Origin of the sequence: Qipengyuania pacifica, from assembly GCF_019857205.1 — a bacterium.
Classification (GTDB): domain Bacteria; phylum Pseudomonadota; class Alphaproteobacteria; order Sphingomonadales; family Sphingomonadaceae; genus Qipengyuania; species Qipengyuania pacifica.
This window is the reverse complement of the sequence record NZ_JAHWXO010000011.1, coordinates 1-15811: the sequence shown is the minus strand read 5'-3', so window position 1 is coordinate 15811 and position 15811 is coordinate 1. Positions and strand designations below refer to the sequence as shown.

General features: G+C 60.7%; 9 protein-coding genes and 1 riboswitch. Of the genes, 4 read left to right on the top strand and 5 right to left on the bottom strand.

Going from position 1 to position 15811, the window contains the following annotated elements; translation table 11 throughout:
• Positions 1-50: 50 nt before the first annotated feature.
• Complete coding sequence (locus KYK83_RS14715) at positions 51-1838, top strand: DUF885 domain-containing protein (RefSeq protein WP_222828826.1); 1788 nt, start codon at positions 51-53, stop codon at positions 1836-1838.
• A gap of 26 nt (positions 1839-1864) precedes the next feature.
• Positions 1865-3643, top strand: coding sequence for a DUF885 domain-containing protein (locus tag KYK83_RS14710; RefSeq protein WP_222828825.1), 1779 nt, complete (start codon positions 1865-1867; stop codon positions 3641-3643).
• Between the two features lie 75 nt (positions 3644-3718).
• Here KYK83_RS14710 and KYK83_RS14705 read toward each other — a convergent pair whose 3' ends face one another.
• The 5 genes from KYK83_RS14705 to KYK83_RS14685 form a co-directional block, all read right to left on the bottom strand.
• Positions 3719-5773, bottom strand: coding sequence for a S9 family peptidase (locus KYK83_RS14705; RefSeq protein WP_222828824.1), 2055 nt, complete (start codon positions 5771-5773; stop codon positions 3719-3721).
• A gap of 49 nt (positions 5774-5822) precedes the next feature.
• Entirely contained in the window at positions 5823-7139 is a 1317-nt protein-coding gene (locus tag KYK83_RS14700) for a PepSY-associated TM helix domain-containing protein (protein ID WP_222828823.1), read from the bottom strand.
• A complete protein-coding gene (locus tag KYK83_RS17555) occupies positions 7136-7699 on the bottom strand; it encodes a hypothetical protein (protein WP_222828822.1) in 564 nt (187 codons plus the stop codon). Before KYK83_RS17555 ends, KYK83_RS14700 begins: the two co-directional genes overlap by 4 nt.
• An 11-nt stretch (positions 7700-7710) precedes the next feature.
• Positions 7711-9852, bottom strand: a complete 2142-nt coding sequence (locus KYK83_RS14690) for a TonB-dependent siderophore receptor (protein ID WP_222828821.1) — start codon at positions 9850-9852, stop codon at positions 7711-7713.
• Positions 9853-10003: 151 nt separating this feature from the next.
• A complete protein-coding gene (locus tag KYK83_RS14685) occupies positions 10004-11932 on the bottom strand; it encodes a CshA/CshB family fibrillar adhesin-related protein (protein ID WP_222828820.1) in 1929 nt (642 codons plus the stop codon).
• 117 nt (positions 11933-12049) lie between these two features.
• Positions 12050-12158, top strand: a riboswitch (TPP riboswitch).
• A 34-nt stretch (positions 12159-12192) separates the two neighbouring features.
• Here KYK83_RS14685 and thiC point away from each other — a divergent pair.
• A complete protein-coding gene (gene thiC, locus KYK83_RS14680) occupies positions 12193-14112 on the top strand; it encodes a phosphomethylpyrimidine synthase ThiC (protein ID WP_222828819.1) in 1920 nt (639 codons plus the stop codon).
• 25 nt (positions 14113-14137) lie between these two features.
• Entirely contained in the window at positions 14138-15493 is a 1356-nt protein-coding gene (locus KYK83_RS14675; protein ID WP_222828818.1) for a KAP family P-loop NTPase fold protein, read from the top strand.
• Positions 15494-15811: the final 318 nt, after the last annotated feature.

Below are 15811 nucleotides of genomic sequence, written 5' to 3'. Positions count from 1 at the left end.
CCGGAGCGAGTGCAGCTAGCTTCCCGGCGCATATCTGGGGAGCTACATTAATGAGCCGTAATTTCAGCCGCCTCGCATCGGCGATCGCCATCGCCTGCGCCACCGTGTCCGTACCTGCCTTCGCGCAGGATCATTCGGGGCACCATGCCGGCATGTCTGCCAGCGAACACGATGCTGCCAAACTGCATGCACTTTTCGAGCGCAGCGAAGCCGAAGCGCTCGATCGCAATCCCATTACCGCCTTCTTTCGCGGGGACTTTTCCGATGCGGACAAGCTGGGAGATTTCTCTCCCGCCAGCTACGCCGAAGAGCGCGCCGCTGCGGAGGCGAATCTGGCCGAATTGGCGACCGTGGACCGCGATGCTCTGAGCGAAACCGATCGCATCGCCTATGATGTCTTCGAATACACTCAACAGCGGACGCTGGCGATGACCTCGCCCGAGATACTGCCCACCGTGCTTGCGCTGCCGATCGATCATTTCCGCGGGATGCATGTGTTCTACCCGCGTTTTTCCGCGCCCGGCGCGCTGATGCCGTACGACACGGTCGAGGACTACGAAAACAATTTCAGCCGTCACCGTGAAATGGCGAAGATCGTCGATCAGGCGATCGCGCGCTTCAAGACTGGCGCAGCATCGGGCATCACTTTGCCGCGCATGTCGGTAGAATTGATGATCGAACAACTCGATCTTCAGCTCGATGCGCCGATCGAAGAAAGCCCCTACTGGTCTCCGGTTGCAAATTTCCCCGACAGCATTTCGCAGGCCGAACAGGAACGGCTGACGAAGGAGCATCGCGAGGTACTTACCGGCACGTTGATGCCTGCGTTCAAGAAGCTGCGGGATTATCTGGCCAACGAATATCTGCCGCAAGCGCGCACAAGCATTGCTGCAACCGACAACCCCGGCGGCGAAGCTTACTATGCCTATCGCATCGAGGATAACACGACCCTCCCGCTGACCGCGCAGCAGGTCCACGACACCGGTCTCGCCGAAGTCGCGCGCATCAACACTGCGATCGAGGAAGCGAAAGCGGAGGCCGCAGGGCGTACGGGTGAAACCTATACCAGCAAGGCGGACTTGCAGGCCGCGTGGTATGACGTCGCCGAACGGGTCGATCCGTTGATGGATCAATTGTTCCTACGCATTCCAAAGACCGAACTGCGTATCGAACCTTACGAACCCTACCGTGAAAAGTTCAACCTTGCCGCCAGCTATATGGCTGGGAAAGCCGACGGATCGCGGCCAGGCACCTTCTATTTCAGCGGCTACAATGTTGCAGAGCGCAAGCTGGGCACGTCGATCGCGCTGTACATGCACGAGGGCAATCCCGGCCATCACTTCCAGTCGATGTTCGCTATCGAGAATGAGGAATTGCCCGAATTCATGCGCTACGGCGGGTTCACCGCTTTCAGCGAAGGCTGGGGCCTGTATGCCGAAAGCCTGGGTTACGAACTTGGCCTGTATGACGATCCGGTTGATCGCCTTGCAGCCCTTCAGGGCGGTGAATTGCTGCGCGCCGTGCGGCTGGTTGTCGATACCGGTATGCACGCCCTCGGCTGGAGCCGCGATCAGGCGATCGAATATATGGTTGCCAACGGGCAACCCCGCGATTTCGCCGAGAGCGAGACGGCGCGCTACATCGTGATGCCCGCGCAAGCGCTCGCCTACAAAACGGGTGAACTGAAGATCAAGGAACTGCGCGCCAAGGCGCAGGCCGCATTGGGCGAAAACTTCGACGTGCGCAGGTTCCATGAGCAGGTGCTCAATACAGGCGACATGCCGCTGCCGGTGCTGGAATCCAAAATAGACGCGTGGATTGCTGGGGGTGGGCAGTGAGCGCAGCGAAAGGGACCCGAACGGCCATGAACCGCATTGCTCTGACAGCCGCTTCCGCGTTTGCCATCGCTGTTACTGCGGTGGCGGCTCCGGCTGCGCTTGCCCAGCCTGGCACGGCTCCAACCGCTCAGCACAGCGAAGGACAGAAACTGCGCGATCTTCTCGCCCGAAGCGAAGCCGCTGCACTCGACCGCTCGCCCATATCCGCATTTTACAGGGGCGATTTTTCGGATGCGGACAAGCTCGGCGATTTTTCGCCGGCAAGCTTTGCGGCTGACCGCGTAGCAACCGAAGCAGAGTTGGCCGAACTGGCAACGATCGATCGATCCGCGCTGGGCGCACAGGACCAGATCGCCTACGATACGTTCCGTTATGCCGGTGAGCGTACGCTCGCCGGGTTGCAGCCGGAAATCCTGAAAATCCGCTTGGCGCTGCCGCTGGATCACTTCACCGGCATTCAGGGCGATTATCCGGGATTTTCCGCCCCCGATGGTGTGATGCCGTTCAAGACGCCGGGCGATTACGCCGCCAATATCGCTCGCCACGAGGCTTACGGGCAAATGGTGGAAGACGTCATCGCGCGGTTCGATGACGGGCTGGAACAGGGCATCACCCTGCCGCGACTGACGGTCGAGATGATGATCGAACAGCTCGACACACAGCTTTCGACGCCTGCGGAAGAGAATGCCTATTATGCGCCGCTGCGGGCACTGCCTGACAGTTTCACCGATGGTCAGAAAGAGCAGGCTCGTGCAGATTTGACAGCGTCGATCGATCAAACGCTCTATCCGGCAATCCGTCGTCTGCGGGCTTATCTGGCAGATACCTATCTTCCCAAGGCACGCGATACGGTTGGTCTTTCTGCCATGCCGGGCGGCGACGCCTTTTACGATTATCGCATCGCCGAAATGACTACTCTGCCGCTAACCGCGCAGGAGGTTCACGATCTCGGTCTGTCTGAAGTCGCGCGGATCAGCAAGGCGCGCGAGCAGACGATTGCGGAGCGGGGTGAACGTCGCCCGCAAATCTACAAAACGAAGGACACCTTGCAGGCAGCCTGGTACGAAACCGCCAAGGAAGTCGACAGCAAGATCGGCCCGATGTTCCTCAGCGGACCCGAAACACCGCTGCGGATCGAACCTTACGAACCCTATCGCGAACAGTTCTTCCTCGCGGCGTCCTATCAGGCGGGCGACCCCGAGCGTAATCGGCCGGGCACCTTCTACTTCAGCGGCTGGAATGCCGCCGAACGCGAACTGAGCCCATCGGTCCGGCTGTACATGCACGAAGGCAACCCCGGCCATCACTACCAGATCATGTTCGCCATCGAAGACGAGAACCTGCCCGATACGCTAAAGCACGGCTGGTACACCGCGTTCGGCGAAGGATGGGCACTTTACGCCGAAAGCCTCGGATATGAGCTGGGTCTCTACGATGATCCGGTGGAGCGGCTGCAGGCCCTGGAGGATGGCGAGTTGAAACGCGCCGTCCGGCTGGTTGTCGATACCGGGATTCATGCCCTCGGATGGACCCGCCAGCAAGCGGCCGATTACATGGTCGAGAACGGCAGTGCGCGCGATTACGCGGAAAACGAGGTCGCTCGCTACATCGCCATGCCGGGGCAGGCGCTTGGCTACAAGATAGGCGAATTGAAAATCAAGGAACTGCGTGCTCGCGCCAAAGCGGCGCTAGCCGATGGTTTCGACGTTCGCCGGTTCCACGACCAGGTGCTCAACAGCGGCAACGTCCCGCTCGCGGTACTGGAAGCCAAGATCGATGCATGGATCGCAGCCGGCGGCCAATAGCCTGGTCGTGCAGTGGTAAAAAAAGGGGGCCGCACGATCCAGTGTCGCGCGGCCCCCTTCTTGGTCTCACAGGCGTCAGTCCGCGCTGGCGGTGCCGGTCGTGCCTGCTGGAAGATCGGGACGGGTGGCGGGTAGTTTCGCCTTGCGGTCGCCCGTCTTCAGATAGGTGTCGAACCAGCGCATCATACGCAGGTTATAATCGTACCGGGCGGCGGCCCTGCTATTGCCGTGACCTTCGCCCGGAAACAGGACGAGCCGCACTGGCACGTCAGGCTTGCGCACCTTCATGCTCCGATAAAGCTCGTAGCTCTGGCTGGGGGCAACGCGGGTATCTTCGGCGCCGTGCATGATCAGCAGCGGCGTGTTCGCCTTGTCGACATGGTAGATCGGCGATACCTCCAGCATGGCCTGCCAGTCGTCCCACGGCCATTTGCCCGAATGCACATTGTACATCTCGTATGGGATGTCGGTCGTTCCGAACTTGCTGACCTGGTTGGAAATGCCCACGAACATGACGCCGGCGGCGAACTCGTCGCTCAGTGCGGTTGCGGCCCAGCCGGTGGCGTAGCCGCCATAGGATCCGCCGGTGATGCCGGTACGGTCCGGATCGGCTATTCCCGCGTCGACGAGGGCGCGCTTGGCATCGACCAGATCGGTGAATTCCGGATCGGTGTAATTGCCGGTGTGCTGCTTGGAAAAAGCCGTGCCGTAGCCGGTGGAGCCGCGATAATTGGGGAGGAACACGGCATAGCCCTGTCCGGCGGCAACCTGTCCCGGCTTCGAATAGGCGGTCTGCCAGCCATTGCTGTCATGTGCTTCCGGGCCGCCATGGACGTTAAGGATCAGGGGCGCCCCACCGCGCTTGGCCCCGCCCACGGGTTCGATCAGAACGCCTTCGACTTCCTGACCATCACGCGCGGTATAGGTGAAGGCGCGCTGCTTGCCGAAGTCGATCTCCTTCAGCCAATCGTTATGCGTGGTCCAGCGCTGGAAGCCGTCGTCCTTCCAGACGAAGAGCTCGGTCGGATGCTGCGGGCTGCTCGCTTCCACCGCGATGGTGTTTCCGCCAGCCTGGATGCTCGACAGGATAAGCTCGCCCCCATCGTGTTCCGCGGCGACCGAACCGTCGGCATTATAGATCCGCAGAGCGCTCTGCGCGCCCTTGTGGATCACTGCCGCCAGCCGTCCGTCGGCCAGCCATTCGGCGTCGACCGCGGCTTCGGGCGCACCGGCGTTGAGCGCGCGATACTGCCCGGTTGCCATGTCGACCAGATGCAGCGTCGTCTCAGCAGGATCGTTCATGTCGACCCCGGCAATCATCGAAAGCTGCGTCCCGTCCGGCGAAATCTCGATATCACCGAGCTTGCCGGGCGTTTCGACCACCCGCAGCACCTTGCCGCTTGTCAGGTCGAGGATATGCGCGCGCTTCGAGGTATAGGCATCGTCGATCTGCGGAGTGGGCGCGCTGTCGACCACGGCGTGGCGGCCATCGGGCGCAACGCGGAAGGCGCTGACATAGCCGGGGATCGTCACGGCCTTCGGATCGGTATCGAGCGTTTCGCCCACGCGGGCCGAGAACAGGCGCGTCAGCTTCGCTTCCTCTTCGTAGACGATCGCATTGAAGCCAGCCTTGGACTGATTGTCGCGCGCCTTGTCTTCCTCTGCTCCGGCGAGCATCCAGATTGTCGTGCCATCGGGTGACCAGGCATAGGAACGCACGCCGGCGCCGTTGACGGCAGCAAGTTTGCGTTGACCGCCGCCATCGACCGGGATGCCCCATACGGCTGACTTTTCGTCCTCGTCCGCCCAGACGAAGCTGATCATCCGGCCATCGGGCGAGAAGGAAATGCCCGACACGTCGATGTCTTCGGGCAGGAAGGCGCGCGCATTGTTGGGGCCATAAGCGAGATTGAGGCGCTCTTCGGTGGAACCGTTCTCTTCGCCGTCGGTCACATCGGGCAAGCTCGCGGTGGTATAGGCGATGCGGCTGCCATCGGACGACACGGCAATCGTGCCCACGCTTTCCAACCGGGCGACATCTTCCGGCGTCATCGGCCGGGCCTGTGCCTGCGCGGCGAGCGAGGCGGTGGCGAGCAGAATGCCCGCAGTTAACGGCGCGCGAAAAGTCATGTGTGTGCAATCCTCCTGAAACGTGTGGGACCGCTATACCGATCGGGGGCTAGGGGGCAAATTCCGGCACCGCGGGCTTTGCCTTGACGATTGTCGATCTGCGCGATGCCATCAGCGCGATCGCCACCGCCGCAAGCGTCACGATCCAGAATATGGCCACGAAGGGCGCTTCATTGCCCATCGTCATGCGCGCTGCCAGCGTCGCCGCGATACCCAGCGGCATGCCGATCGTGATGCCCCACCAGCTTGCCCTGATGGACGGGCGCGGGCTGCCCTTCCGGTCCTGCTTGTTCAACCAGATGAAGGTGCCCGTCGACACCACGATGGTGAGCGCGATCCCGAACACGATATAGGCCAGCTTTACCGCCAGGCCGCCGAAATTCCCGAAATGCAGATTATAGATCGACGCCGCGATCTGCTGGCCGAGCGTCCCGTCCGCCAATCCGGCGGTGCCATTGAATGTGCCGTCCGCTCCGAACGCGTAATATTCGCCGAAGATCAGGCGTTGGCCATGTACGCCGACAATCTGCACATGCTGCCCGCGCGTGCCGGGATCGTGCAGGATGGCATAGGAAACGCGGACCTCGGGATAGTTGCGGGTCATATAGTCCAGGGCGGGCGTCACCTTGGGCAGGGGCGCTGCTGCCTCGTCCTCGTCCGGTTCCGTTCCGAAGACAGGCGCAATCGCAGCCTCGCTATCCCCGTCATAGTCCGCTGCTGCCAGGCTGTAGCCCGAGATGTAGAACAGACCGATCATCGCCCCCGTCAGAGCAATCGCGAGTGCAAAGGGCAGGGTCCACACCGCCAGCCTGTTATGCCAGTCGAGCGTGGACACTTCATCGTTACGCCGTGCGCGCAGTCGAAACGCATCGCGGAAAATGCGCGGGTGCGCCACGATCCCGCTGACAGCCAACGCCACGATCATCGCGCCGAACAGTCCCACCAGGCTCATGCCCCAGATGGCCGGCAGGTTGAGCCGGTAATGCAAGGCCAGCAGGAACTCCGCCCAGGCGTTTTCTTCCGGCACGGCAATCGCGCCCTGCGCATCGATATGAAAGGCCTGCGTGTCCGTAGTGATCGTGGTCCGGGGCAGCGCTTTCGTCGGCATATGTACGTAAAGATGGGTGGTCGGTGTGGCGCCTTCCTCGGCTGCCACGACATTGGCGATACCCGCATCGACCGCTTGCGGTGCGATCCGGTCCATTTCGGGCGCACCCGGCTGTTCGAACCGCTGGATTTCCTCGAACAGCACGATGGCCGTGCCGGTCACGCAGATCAGGTAGAGCAGCGCGCAGCAGACGAGGCCGATGGCGGAATGGGCGGAAACCCCTTTGCGAACGGTTTGCTTGGCGAAGAGTGGTTTCACGAGCGGCCTCCCAGCAGGATGAGCGGAACGAGCGACAGGGTGAGCGGGATGGCCAGCATGGCGATCTGCGATGTGCGCTTCGTGCACATCAGCATCGCGAAGGTCAGCAACGGCCAGACGAGCGGAACAAGGCCGAGTACCATGACATTGCCATCGGCTTCTGCCACCGGCCAGCGCATGGCAAGATCGCGTGCGGCAAGGGCGATGGCGATTGTCACGACCAATGCCGCTGGTCCCGTCAGCGCGAAAGTCATCAGGCCGCGGCGCCAATCCCCGGCTTCGGCGCCGCTCGCCCCGTTTGCCGCGGCCCTTGCTCGCCGCGAAGCCTTGGGCATTTCAAAGGCGCCAGGGATCAGCGCGATGCAGGCTGCGGCCGTCCCAACCAGCATTATGACGGTCAGACCCCACGCTCCTGCGCCGCTCCATCCGCCAGCGGCACCGACGGCGAGCAAAAACCACCCGGCGGTGTTTTGCGGGACAGATCGACCTGTGCGGCGCCAAGAGTATCGCAATATCGCGATGCCGAGGATGGCAGACCCGGCGCTTACGAGAATGAGCACGTCCCCCGCCATCAGAAGCGGTAGCTCACGGTGCCCATCACATTGCGTTCGCTGCCGACGAAGCAGTCGCCGCGTGCGAGGCAGGCCGAATAATAGCTTTTGTCGAACAGATTGGTCGCATTGATGGCCACGCTCCAGTTCGCGAATGCGACTTCGGCCAACGCATCGACCAGGGTGAAAGACGGCGTGACGATGCCATCCGGAAAAGCCGGTCCGAAGGATCGGTTCTTGCCGACATGGCGCACGCCTGCGCCCAGCAGCAGCGAGACGTCATCCCCCAGCACAAAACCCTTCGTCGTCCAGAGCGATGCGTTGACCTTGGGCACATTATCGATCTGGCGGTCGGTCCCGGCTACTTCGGCCTCGTTATAGCTCGCATTGGCGATGACGGTCAGCTCGCCGGGCAACGATGCGCTGCTTTCGAACTCTATGCCTCTGGAATTAAGTTCGCCGATCTGGATCTGGTCGAAGGGGTCTGGGGTGCTGTCATCCGAAACGGGACGATTGCTTTCCCGGATGTCGTACCCGGTCACGGTGATCAGTACGGCGTCGGTCGGGTGGAATTTGATGCCCGCTTCGAACTGGCGCCCTGTCTTGGGAATGAAGGCGCTTCCGTCGCTGGCTGTACCTGCGATGGGCTCGAAGCTTTCGGTATAACTGAAGAAGGGCGAAACGCCCTCGACCACTTCGCCGATTATACCTGCCCGGAACGTCGTTGCAGAATCGCGCCGTGCAGGGCCGCCCATGCTTCTGGCGCTGGTCCAGTCACGCCGCGCGCCAAGTACGATCGACACCCGGTCGGCAAAGCGGATCTGGTCCTGAAGGTAAATGCCCACCTGATCCTGATCGACATCTTCGGCGACATAGGCAGGGCTGGGCAGGCCGCCACCAAAGTCGGACAGGGCGCCGTAATCGATATCGTAGATATCGAACACTTCGGTGGCGAAGCCGCCGGTCTTGTAAACCGAATTGGTGCTGTAATCGACGCCCGCCAATACCGTGTGCTCGATGCCCGCTCCCGTAGCGAAATCGAATTGCACGTTATTGTCGGTGGAGAAGATTTCCATCCGGGCGAGGGTTCCGTCCGCATACAGGCGCATCGTGCGCTGTTCGGGATCGGGCACGAAGCCGCCTTCGTCGTCGAGTACCGGTTGGCCGGTTGCCGGGTCGAGCAGGACGAAGGGGTTTGCCGGGTTGGTATAGCTATCGGGATAATGCGTGAAATAAGTCAGGTCGCTGTCGATATACCTGGCTTTGAGGTTGACCCGGACACTATCGCCGAAGCGATGCTCGAGCAGCGCGGTGCCCTGCAGCAGTCGGCCGTCGTACCGGTCCCATCCTGGTTTGCCGACAAACAGGTCGTTGGGAAGCTGCCCGTTGGGATTGGGCAGGATAGTGCCGACCAGCGGCAGGAACTGCGACGTCGAACCGCTGTCGTCTTCCTGGTAAAGGCCGATAAGGGTGAGTTCGGTGTCGGATGTCGGCTGGAAGGTGATGGACGGCGCGAACAGAATCCGGTCATCCGGCACGTAATCGGTCTGCGTATCGGCATCGCGGACCCGCGCGACCATCCGGGCTGCAACCGTATCGCTCACGGGGCCGGTTACATCGACCAGCGCTTCCTTGCGGTCGAACGAACCGTAACGCAGCGAAACCTCTCCCCCGGCTTCGAATTCCGGACGCTTGGACACGAGATTGATGATCCCGCCCAGCGCGCCCTGACCGAACAGGACCGACGCCGGGCCGCGCACCAGTTCGACCTGGTCGAAATTATACGGGTCGGAACGGATGCTGGCGTAATAGCTGAAAATGTCCCGCATACCGTCGCGGAACTGCAGCGCGTTGATCCCGCGCACCAAAGCGCCATCGACACGGCTGTCGGGGCCATACGGGTTGGCCGTCACGCCGGAAACATAGTTCAGCGTGTCGCCGATACTTACTGCGCCCTGCGCCAGATACAGTTCGTCATCGATAACCGTTATCGGCTGCGGCGTTTCGATGATCGGCGTGTCCGTCTTCGTGGCGGTCGTACCTTGATCGCGCGCACCGGTCACGATGATGGTGCGCTGTTCGCTCTCGTCGGCAACGTTGGCCAGCGCCGGGAACGGGACAAGCGCCGTTGCGCAAAGCACGGCGGACTTCAACATTCGCATTGTAAACCCTCGCGTTCGAATATGAGGGCCCGCTACTGCGAATTAATTGCAAGAGTCAAGGCTAATGAGAATCATTCGCAGATAAGCCATTCGCCTGTCGGAGCATGGGCGTATCCGCTTCAACCCGCATATCGACGAGGGTAATGTGCGATCATTCGATGACCATCCTGTATCGCAGGGTGAAACTGGGATGCGCAGTTCCGTTCGATGCCCTCAGCGTGCCAGAGGGGGAGAAACGGATACCGGTCACGGCAGGATCGAAGGGTGCTAGCGGGGAATAACCGGTGACGGTCCCGCCGGGCTGGTTGGAATAGGCGACGTTGCTTGCGCCGTTGAACGCAAGTCCGCTTACCGTCGCGCCATCGATAAAGACCGGCGGGAAATCCGTCCGCCACGCCAATGCGGCAGAGGGTATATCGACGAGCCTCAGGGTGGACGCGTCCGTTGGCGCATCGCCCGAATTGGTGACCGTCACCGTATATTCGATCACTGCCCCGGGGATCGCCTTTGGATTGGCGCTGCCGGTGGGGTCGGACACGATGCGCGACGTCTTGTCGACCGAAAGGATCGGCCGTGCCGCGGACCGGGTGTTCGTGATCGTGCAAGTGATAACATCCCCAAGTTGCGGGGTCAGCGTTCCCGTCGCGCCTCCCGCGGGTAGCGCCGTCGTCGATGTCGCATTGCGATTGGCGCATGCCAGCGTCGGAGAATAGCGGGTCAGCACGGTCGAACCATTCGCGGTTTCCGAAAGCAGATAGGAATTACCGGCAATCGCGCCCAGCAGGCCTGTGGCCGCGGGCGTGGCCGTTGTTCCCATTCCGGTCGTGGTAAAGCTTGCCAGCTCGGTATTCGCCGTCTGATTGCGGATTGCCAAGGTGAACTGATCGGTGCCGAAAATCCGGCCGGGCGCGGCGATCGCCGTGCGCAACTGCAGGCGTGGCAGCGGCGTGTTGGTAAAAACGCAATCGACGAAATCGCCGAACTGCAACGTGCCGAAATTGTAACTGTTCGTCACCACGTCGCGGGGCAGGCTCGTGGTCGAACCGCTGTTGATATTGGTGCAGGTCAGGCTGGCACGATAATCGGCCAGCGCACTGGTGCTGCCCGCCACCATGGCTTCGCGAAGCACGAGCGGCACGCCGGATGTCGAGGAGAAGACCGCGGCCGGAAACGGCCCGAGATCGGTTCCGCTCGTCTGTCCCGACGCATAGGTGGTCGCGCCGTTCTGGGATTCGATCACGAAGCGGAACTGGTCGTTGTCTGCGATCCGGGTCCCGGCGATCGTCTTGCTCAAGGTGATCGAGGCGAACCGTATCGCCAGCATTACGCCCTGCAGACCGGACCCTTGCATCGTGATGGTCACCGATGTGGGGTTCAGCGAACTGACGATATACGCGCCGACATTTCCTGTCTGGCCTCCACCGGCGGTGCGGAAAGTGGTTGTGTTGATCCCGGTGCTGACCGGATATTGCGTACCGCTGCGCGGTGCCACGCGGTCGAGCAACTGCCAGGCGCCGCCGTTCGTCGTATATTGCTGGTATTCCGAATTGTCGGTCGATTCCGCATCGGCCACTACGAACGCATACTGGTTGGCCTGCGTCACCCCGCCGGGGGGAATGATGGCGATATTGGTCAGCGTGAGCGTCGTTACGGTACCATTCGTAGCCTGATACAGGATCGGGCGTCCCGGAATGTTCAGGAAGCTGCTGTTGCCGACCGCCGCCCCGGTCCAGCTCGGCGCGGCCGCGCTGACCAGAGCGGTGCCGGTGGCGGTCGGCGTCACCGCAACCTGGAGGCGGAACGTCAGGCGCGATCCATCCGGCAGGACATAGCTCATCGGCTGCCCGGTGGAACGCGCCTGCGCATCGCTGTAATTGCTCATGTTGAGCCAGCAGTAAGTCTGCCACGACGATGGCGCCGCCCCGCGCGCACCTGCTCGCGAACAATCCTGCGCACTGGCGTCCTGCGGGGTCAGCAGCATGACTGCGGCGATCATGACGCACAGCGCAGCGATCCATTCCCTGGCGCGCCGGGCAAGGGGGCGGGCAACACCCGCAAAAGCGACACGCTGGCAAATCACGACGCCGCGCCCATAACCCGGGCGCGCTTAAACTACGGTAAATAACGTAGAAGCCTTTCCGCGGCACCCACGCATGGCCGGTCCTATTGCGTGCCGGCGCGCAGGCCCCTACACTCGCGCACATCCCCGGGGAGCCAGTGTTGGCTGAGAGGCAGGTGTCACGCCCTGCGACCCGTTGAACCTGAACCGATTAGCATCGGCGGAGGGAGTGGAGCGGCAACGGAATTCCGCTCTTTCTCCGCCTCGAGGAGAGCAAGCGCATGGCCGACATCAACAGCAAATTCGACATCGGCGTCACCACCGGCCCGATCCGTGGCAGCCGCAAGGTCCATGTCGGCGCGCAAAGCGGCAGCGGCGTGCGCGTCGCCATGCGGGAAATCGACCTCGAAGGCGGCGAACCCAGCATCCGCGTCTACGACACCTCCGGCCCCTATACCGATCCTGCCGCCACCATCGATATTCGCGCCGGGCTCGAACAGAAGCGCCGCGAATGGATCATGGCCCGCGGCGATGTCGAGGAATACGCCGCCCGCGAAGTGAAGCCGGAAGACAATGGCCAGCTTGGCCCCGACCGCTCCGGCGGCGTCCCGGCCTTCCCCAATGTCGCGAAGAAGGTCCTGCGCGCGAAGCCCGGCATGAACGTCAGCCAGATGCACTACGCCCGCCGCGGCATCGTCACGCCCGAAATGGAGTATGTGGCCGAACGCGAGAACCTCGGCCGCGCCATGCTGCGCGATGAAGCCGCCCGTCTCGAAGCGCGCAATGACGGCCAACCCTGGGGCGCCAGCCTGCCCGATTACGTCACGCCGGAATTCGTGCGCGACGAGGTCGCCCGCGGCCGCGCGATCATCCCTTCCAACATCAACCACCCCGAAACAGAGCCCATGGCCATCGGGCGCAACTTCCTCGTCAAGATCAACGCCAATATCGGCAACTCCGCCGTCGCGTCCGATGTCGCCAACGAGGTCGACAAGATGGTCTGGTCGATCCGCTGGGGCGCGGACACCGTGATGGACCTTTCGACGGGCCGCAACATCCACGACACGCGCGAATGGATCATCCGCAACAGCCCCGTCCCCATCGGCACCGTGCCGATCTATCAGGCGCTCGAAAAAGTCGGCGGCATTGCCGAGGATCTGACCTGGGAAATCTTCCGCGACACGCTGATCGAACAGGCCGAACAGGGCGTCGACTATTTCACCATCCACGCCGGAGTGCGCCTGCCCTATGTGCCCATGACCGCCAAGCGCGTCACCGGCATCGTCAGCCGCGGCGGCTCGATCATGGCGAAATGGTGCCTCGCGCATCACAAGGAGAGCTTCCTCTACGAACGCTTCGACGAGATCACCGAGATCATGAAGGCCTACGACATCGCCTATTCGCTGGGTGACGGCCTGCGCCCCGGCTCCATCGCCGACGCCAATGACGAAGCCCAGTTCGCCGAGCTCTACACGCTGGGCGAACTAACCAAGCGCGCCTGGGAGCAGGACGTGCAGGTGATGATCGAAGGCCCCGGCCACGTGCCGATGCACAAGATCAAGGAGAACATGGACAAGCAGCTCGAAGCCTGCGGCGAAGCCCCCTTCTACACATTGGGCCCGCTCGTCACCGATATCGCGCCGGGTTACGACCACATCACCAGCGGCATCGGCGCGGCGCAGATCGGCTGGTACGGCACCGCGATGCTCTGCTACGTCACGCCCAAGGAACACCTCGGCCTGCCCGACCGTGACGATGTGAAGGTGGGCGTGGTGACCTACAAGCTCGCCGCCCACGCCGCCGATCTTGCCAAGGGCCACCCCGCCGCCAAGGTCCGCGACGATGCGCTTTCGAAAGCCCGCTTCGAATTCCGCTGGCGCGACCAGTTCAACCTCAGCCTCGACCCCGACACGGCCGAGCAGTACCACGACCAGACGCTCCCCGCAGAAGGCGCCAAGACCGCGCATTTCTGCTCCATGTGCGGCCCCAAGTTCTGCAGCATGAAGATCACGCAGGAAGTGCGCGACTTCGCCGCCAAACAAAACTCCGACAGCTACCTCGCCAGCGAGAACATTAAGCGCGAAACCTCTCCGCAAGAAGCCGAGGAAGCGCGCGAGGGGATGGAAGAGATGAGCAAGGTTTACCGGGAGAAGGGCGAGAAGCTATATTTGCCTCACGTAGGAAAGGGCAACGCTCCTTAGCGCTTGACTGACGATTGGAGATAATTTGCGTATTCGGCCTCATTTACCGGAAGATTTTCTCGAAACGCCGTACGATAGCGGTTCAGAAGCTCTGTCTCGCGTCGACTTGGCGCTACGTTTGTCGAGAATGTACAGTTCTTTGGAGCACGGTACTGTAGCTTTGTTGCATGGGCGCTGGGGCTCAGGAAAGACTACCTTTGTCAAAAAGTGGTCAATTGGCCTTGATCAAGAGGGCTTTGCTACGAACTATTTCAGCGCTTTTGAGAACGACTATGTCGATAACCCATTTGTCGCGCTAAGTGCCTCGATCTTGAGGCAACTGGAAGCAAGACGTGGAAAAAACGATGCCGCCATTCGCTCATTCAAGTCCAAGGCTGTGGCGGTTTCGAAAAAGCTAATTGTAGCGGGTGCGAAAGTCGGGGTGAAAGCGGGTACGCTTGGTGCTCTTTCAATTTCAGACCTTGATATGACCGATGAGATTTCGGGAACTATTGCAGACGCCGCTGCTGATCTTGCGGAACGAGCTGCGGAAAGTATTTTAGAAGAACAGTCCAAAGCTGAAGCAACATTTTCGGTTTTCAGAGCGGGCCTATCGGAAATAATTGCAGACTCTGGAGATCAAGATGGGGATCAAAAGGGTAGGTACATATTCATAATAGACGAGCTAGACCGATGTCGACCTGACTTTGCGTTGAAGCTTATTGAAACGCTGAAGCATTTCTTCGATGTTGACGGCCTTCACTTTGTATTAGTCGCGAATAAGGAATTTTTACAAAATTCCGTAACACACCGTTATGGCTTAGGGTCTTCGAGCAAAGAATACCTTGATAAATTTTTTGATTTCTCAATCTTCTTCGAGGAAAGCGGTTCGTATCGCAATTCCTCAGCACCGGTTGTTTACACGCGAAAGGTGATTGCCGACTTACTCGGCAGTTCCTCGGAGGAGGCCAGGGATATTGAGGAATCGGTAGCTGAGATTGCCGGGGCGTTTGATCTTACCTTTCGGCAAATAGAAAGGATTGCTTCTACCGCAGCGCTGGCGCACGCTTCTCACACGGATAAAGAATATCGGCCGGCTTACCTAATTGCCTATCTGTGCTTCTTGAAATGTATGCATCCGGATGCATTCGCCAAGATCAAGCAGCGCAAGTTCGAATACACAGATATTGAAAAAATCCTGCGTGCTGGAGACTGGGAAGAACACTCTAACATTGAGCGGATACTAGAGATTCTCGAATTTCATTCTTCAAAAGAAATCGATGAGAACGGTACGAGATTTAGAGGATTCCGTCAGTCGTTTTTCGGTTACAATTTTCGTGACCGGCTGGAAGTGCTCCCATATCTTGCAAATTCGGTCGTCGACAGGTTTGCGCTTTTGTGATTTTTGCCGGCCGAAGTCAGCTACAATGCCAACACCCTGAGAAAGATTGCCCTAGTTCAGCGACGACTTCGTGATTTTCTATGGCAATTTTCAATCAGCGGCTCCTTCTTCATCGTTTTGCGTCAGACAGGCTACCGCCACTTTTGTAGGAACGCCCCGGAATCTCCACCCGTTGGTCTTTCAAAGGAGGCCAACAATGGCACGCAATACAGGTGACGAACATCGCATCGGCTCGGTCGACGATCGCAGTCAGGTAAAAAACACCGCAACCGGCAAATGGACCAAGCGCAATCGCGAGGATGGCTCGGCCGGGGCGGG

Bases quoted from the DNA above. Each gene is read 5' to 3' on its own strand.
- KYK83_RS14690 (WP_222828821.1), bottom strand. From the start codon at position 9,852: ATGCGAATGTTGAAGTCCGCCGTGCTTTGCGCAACGGCGCTTGTCCCG.
- KYK83_RS14705 (WP_222828824.1), bottom strand. From the start codon at position 5,773: ATGACTTTTCGCGCGCCGTTAACTGCGGGCATTCTGCTCGCCACCGCC.
- thiC (WP_222828819.1), top strand. From the start codon at position 12,193: ATGGCCGACATCAACAGCAAATTCGACATCGGCGTCACCACCGGCCCG.
- KYK83_RS14710 (WP_222828825.1), top strand. From the start codon at position 1,865: ATGAACCGCATTGCTCTGACAGCCGCTTCCGCGTTTGCCATCGCTGTT.
- KYK83_RS14715 (WP_222828826.1), top strand. From the start codon at position 51: ATGAGCCGTAATTTCAGCCGCCTCGCATCGGCGATCGCCATCGCCTGC.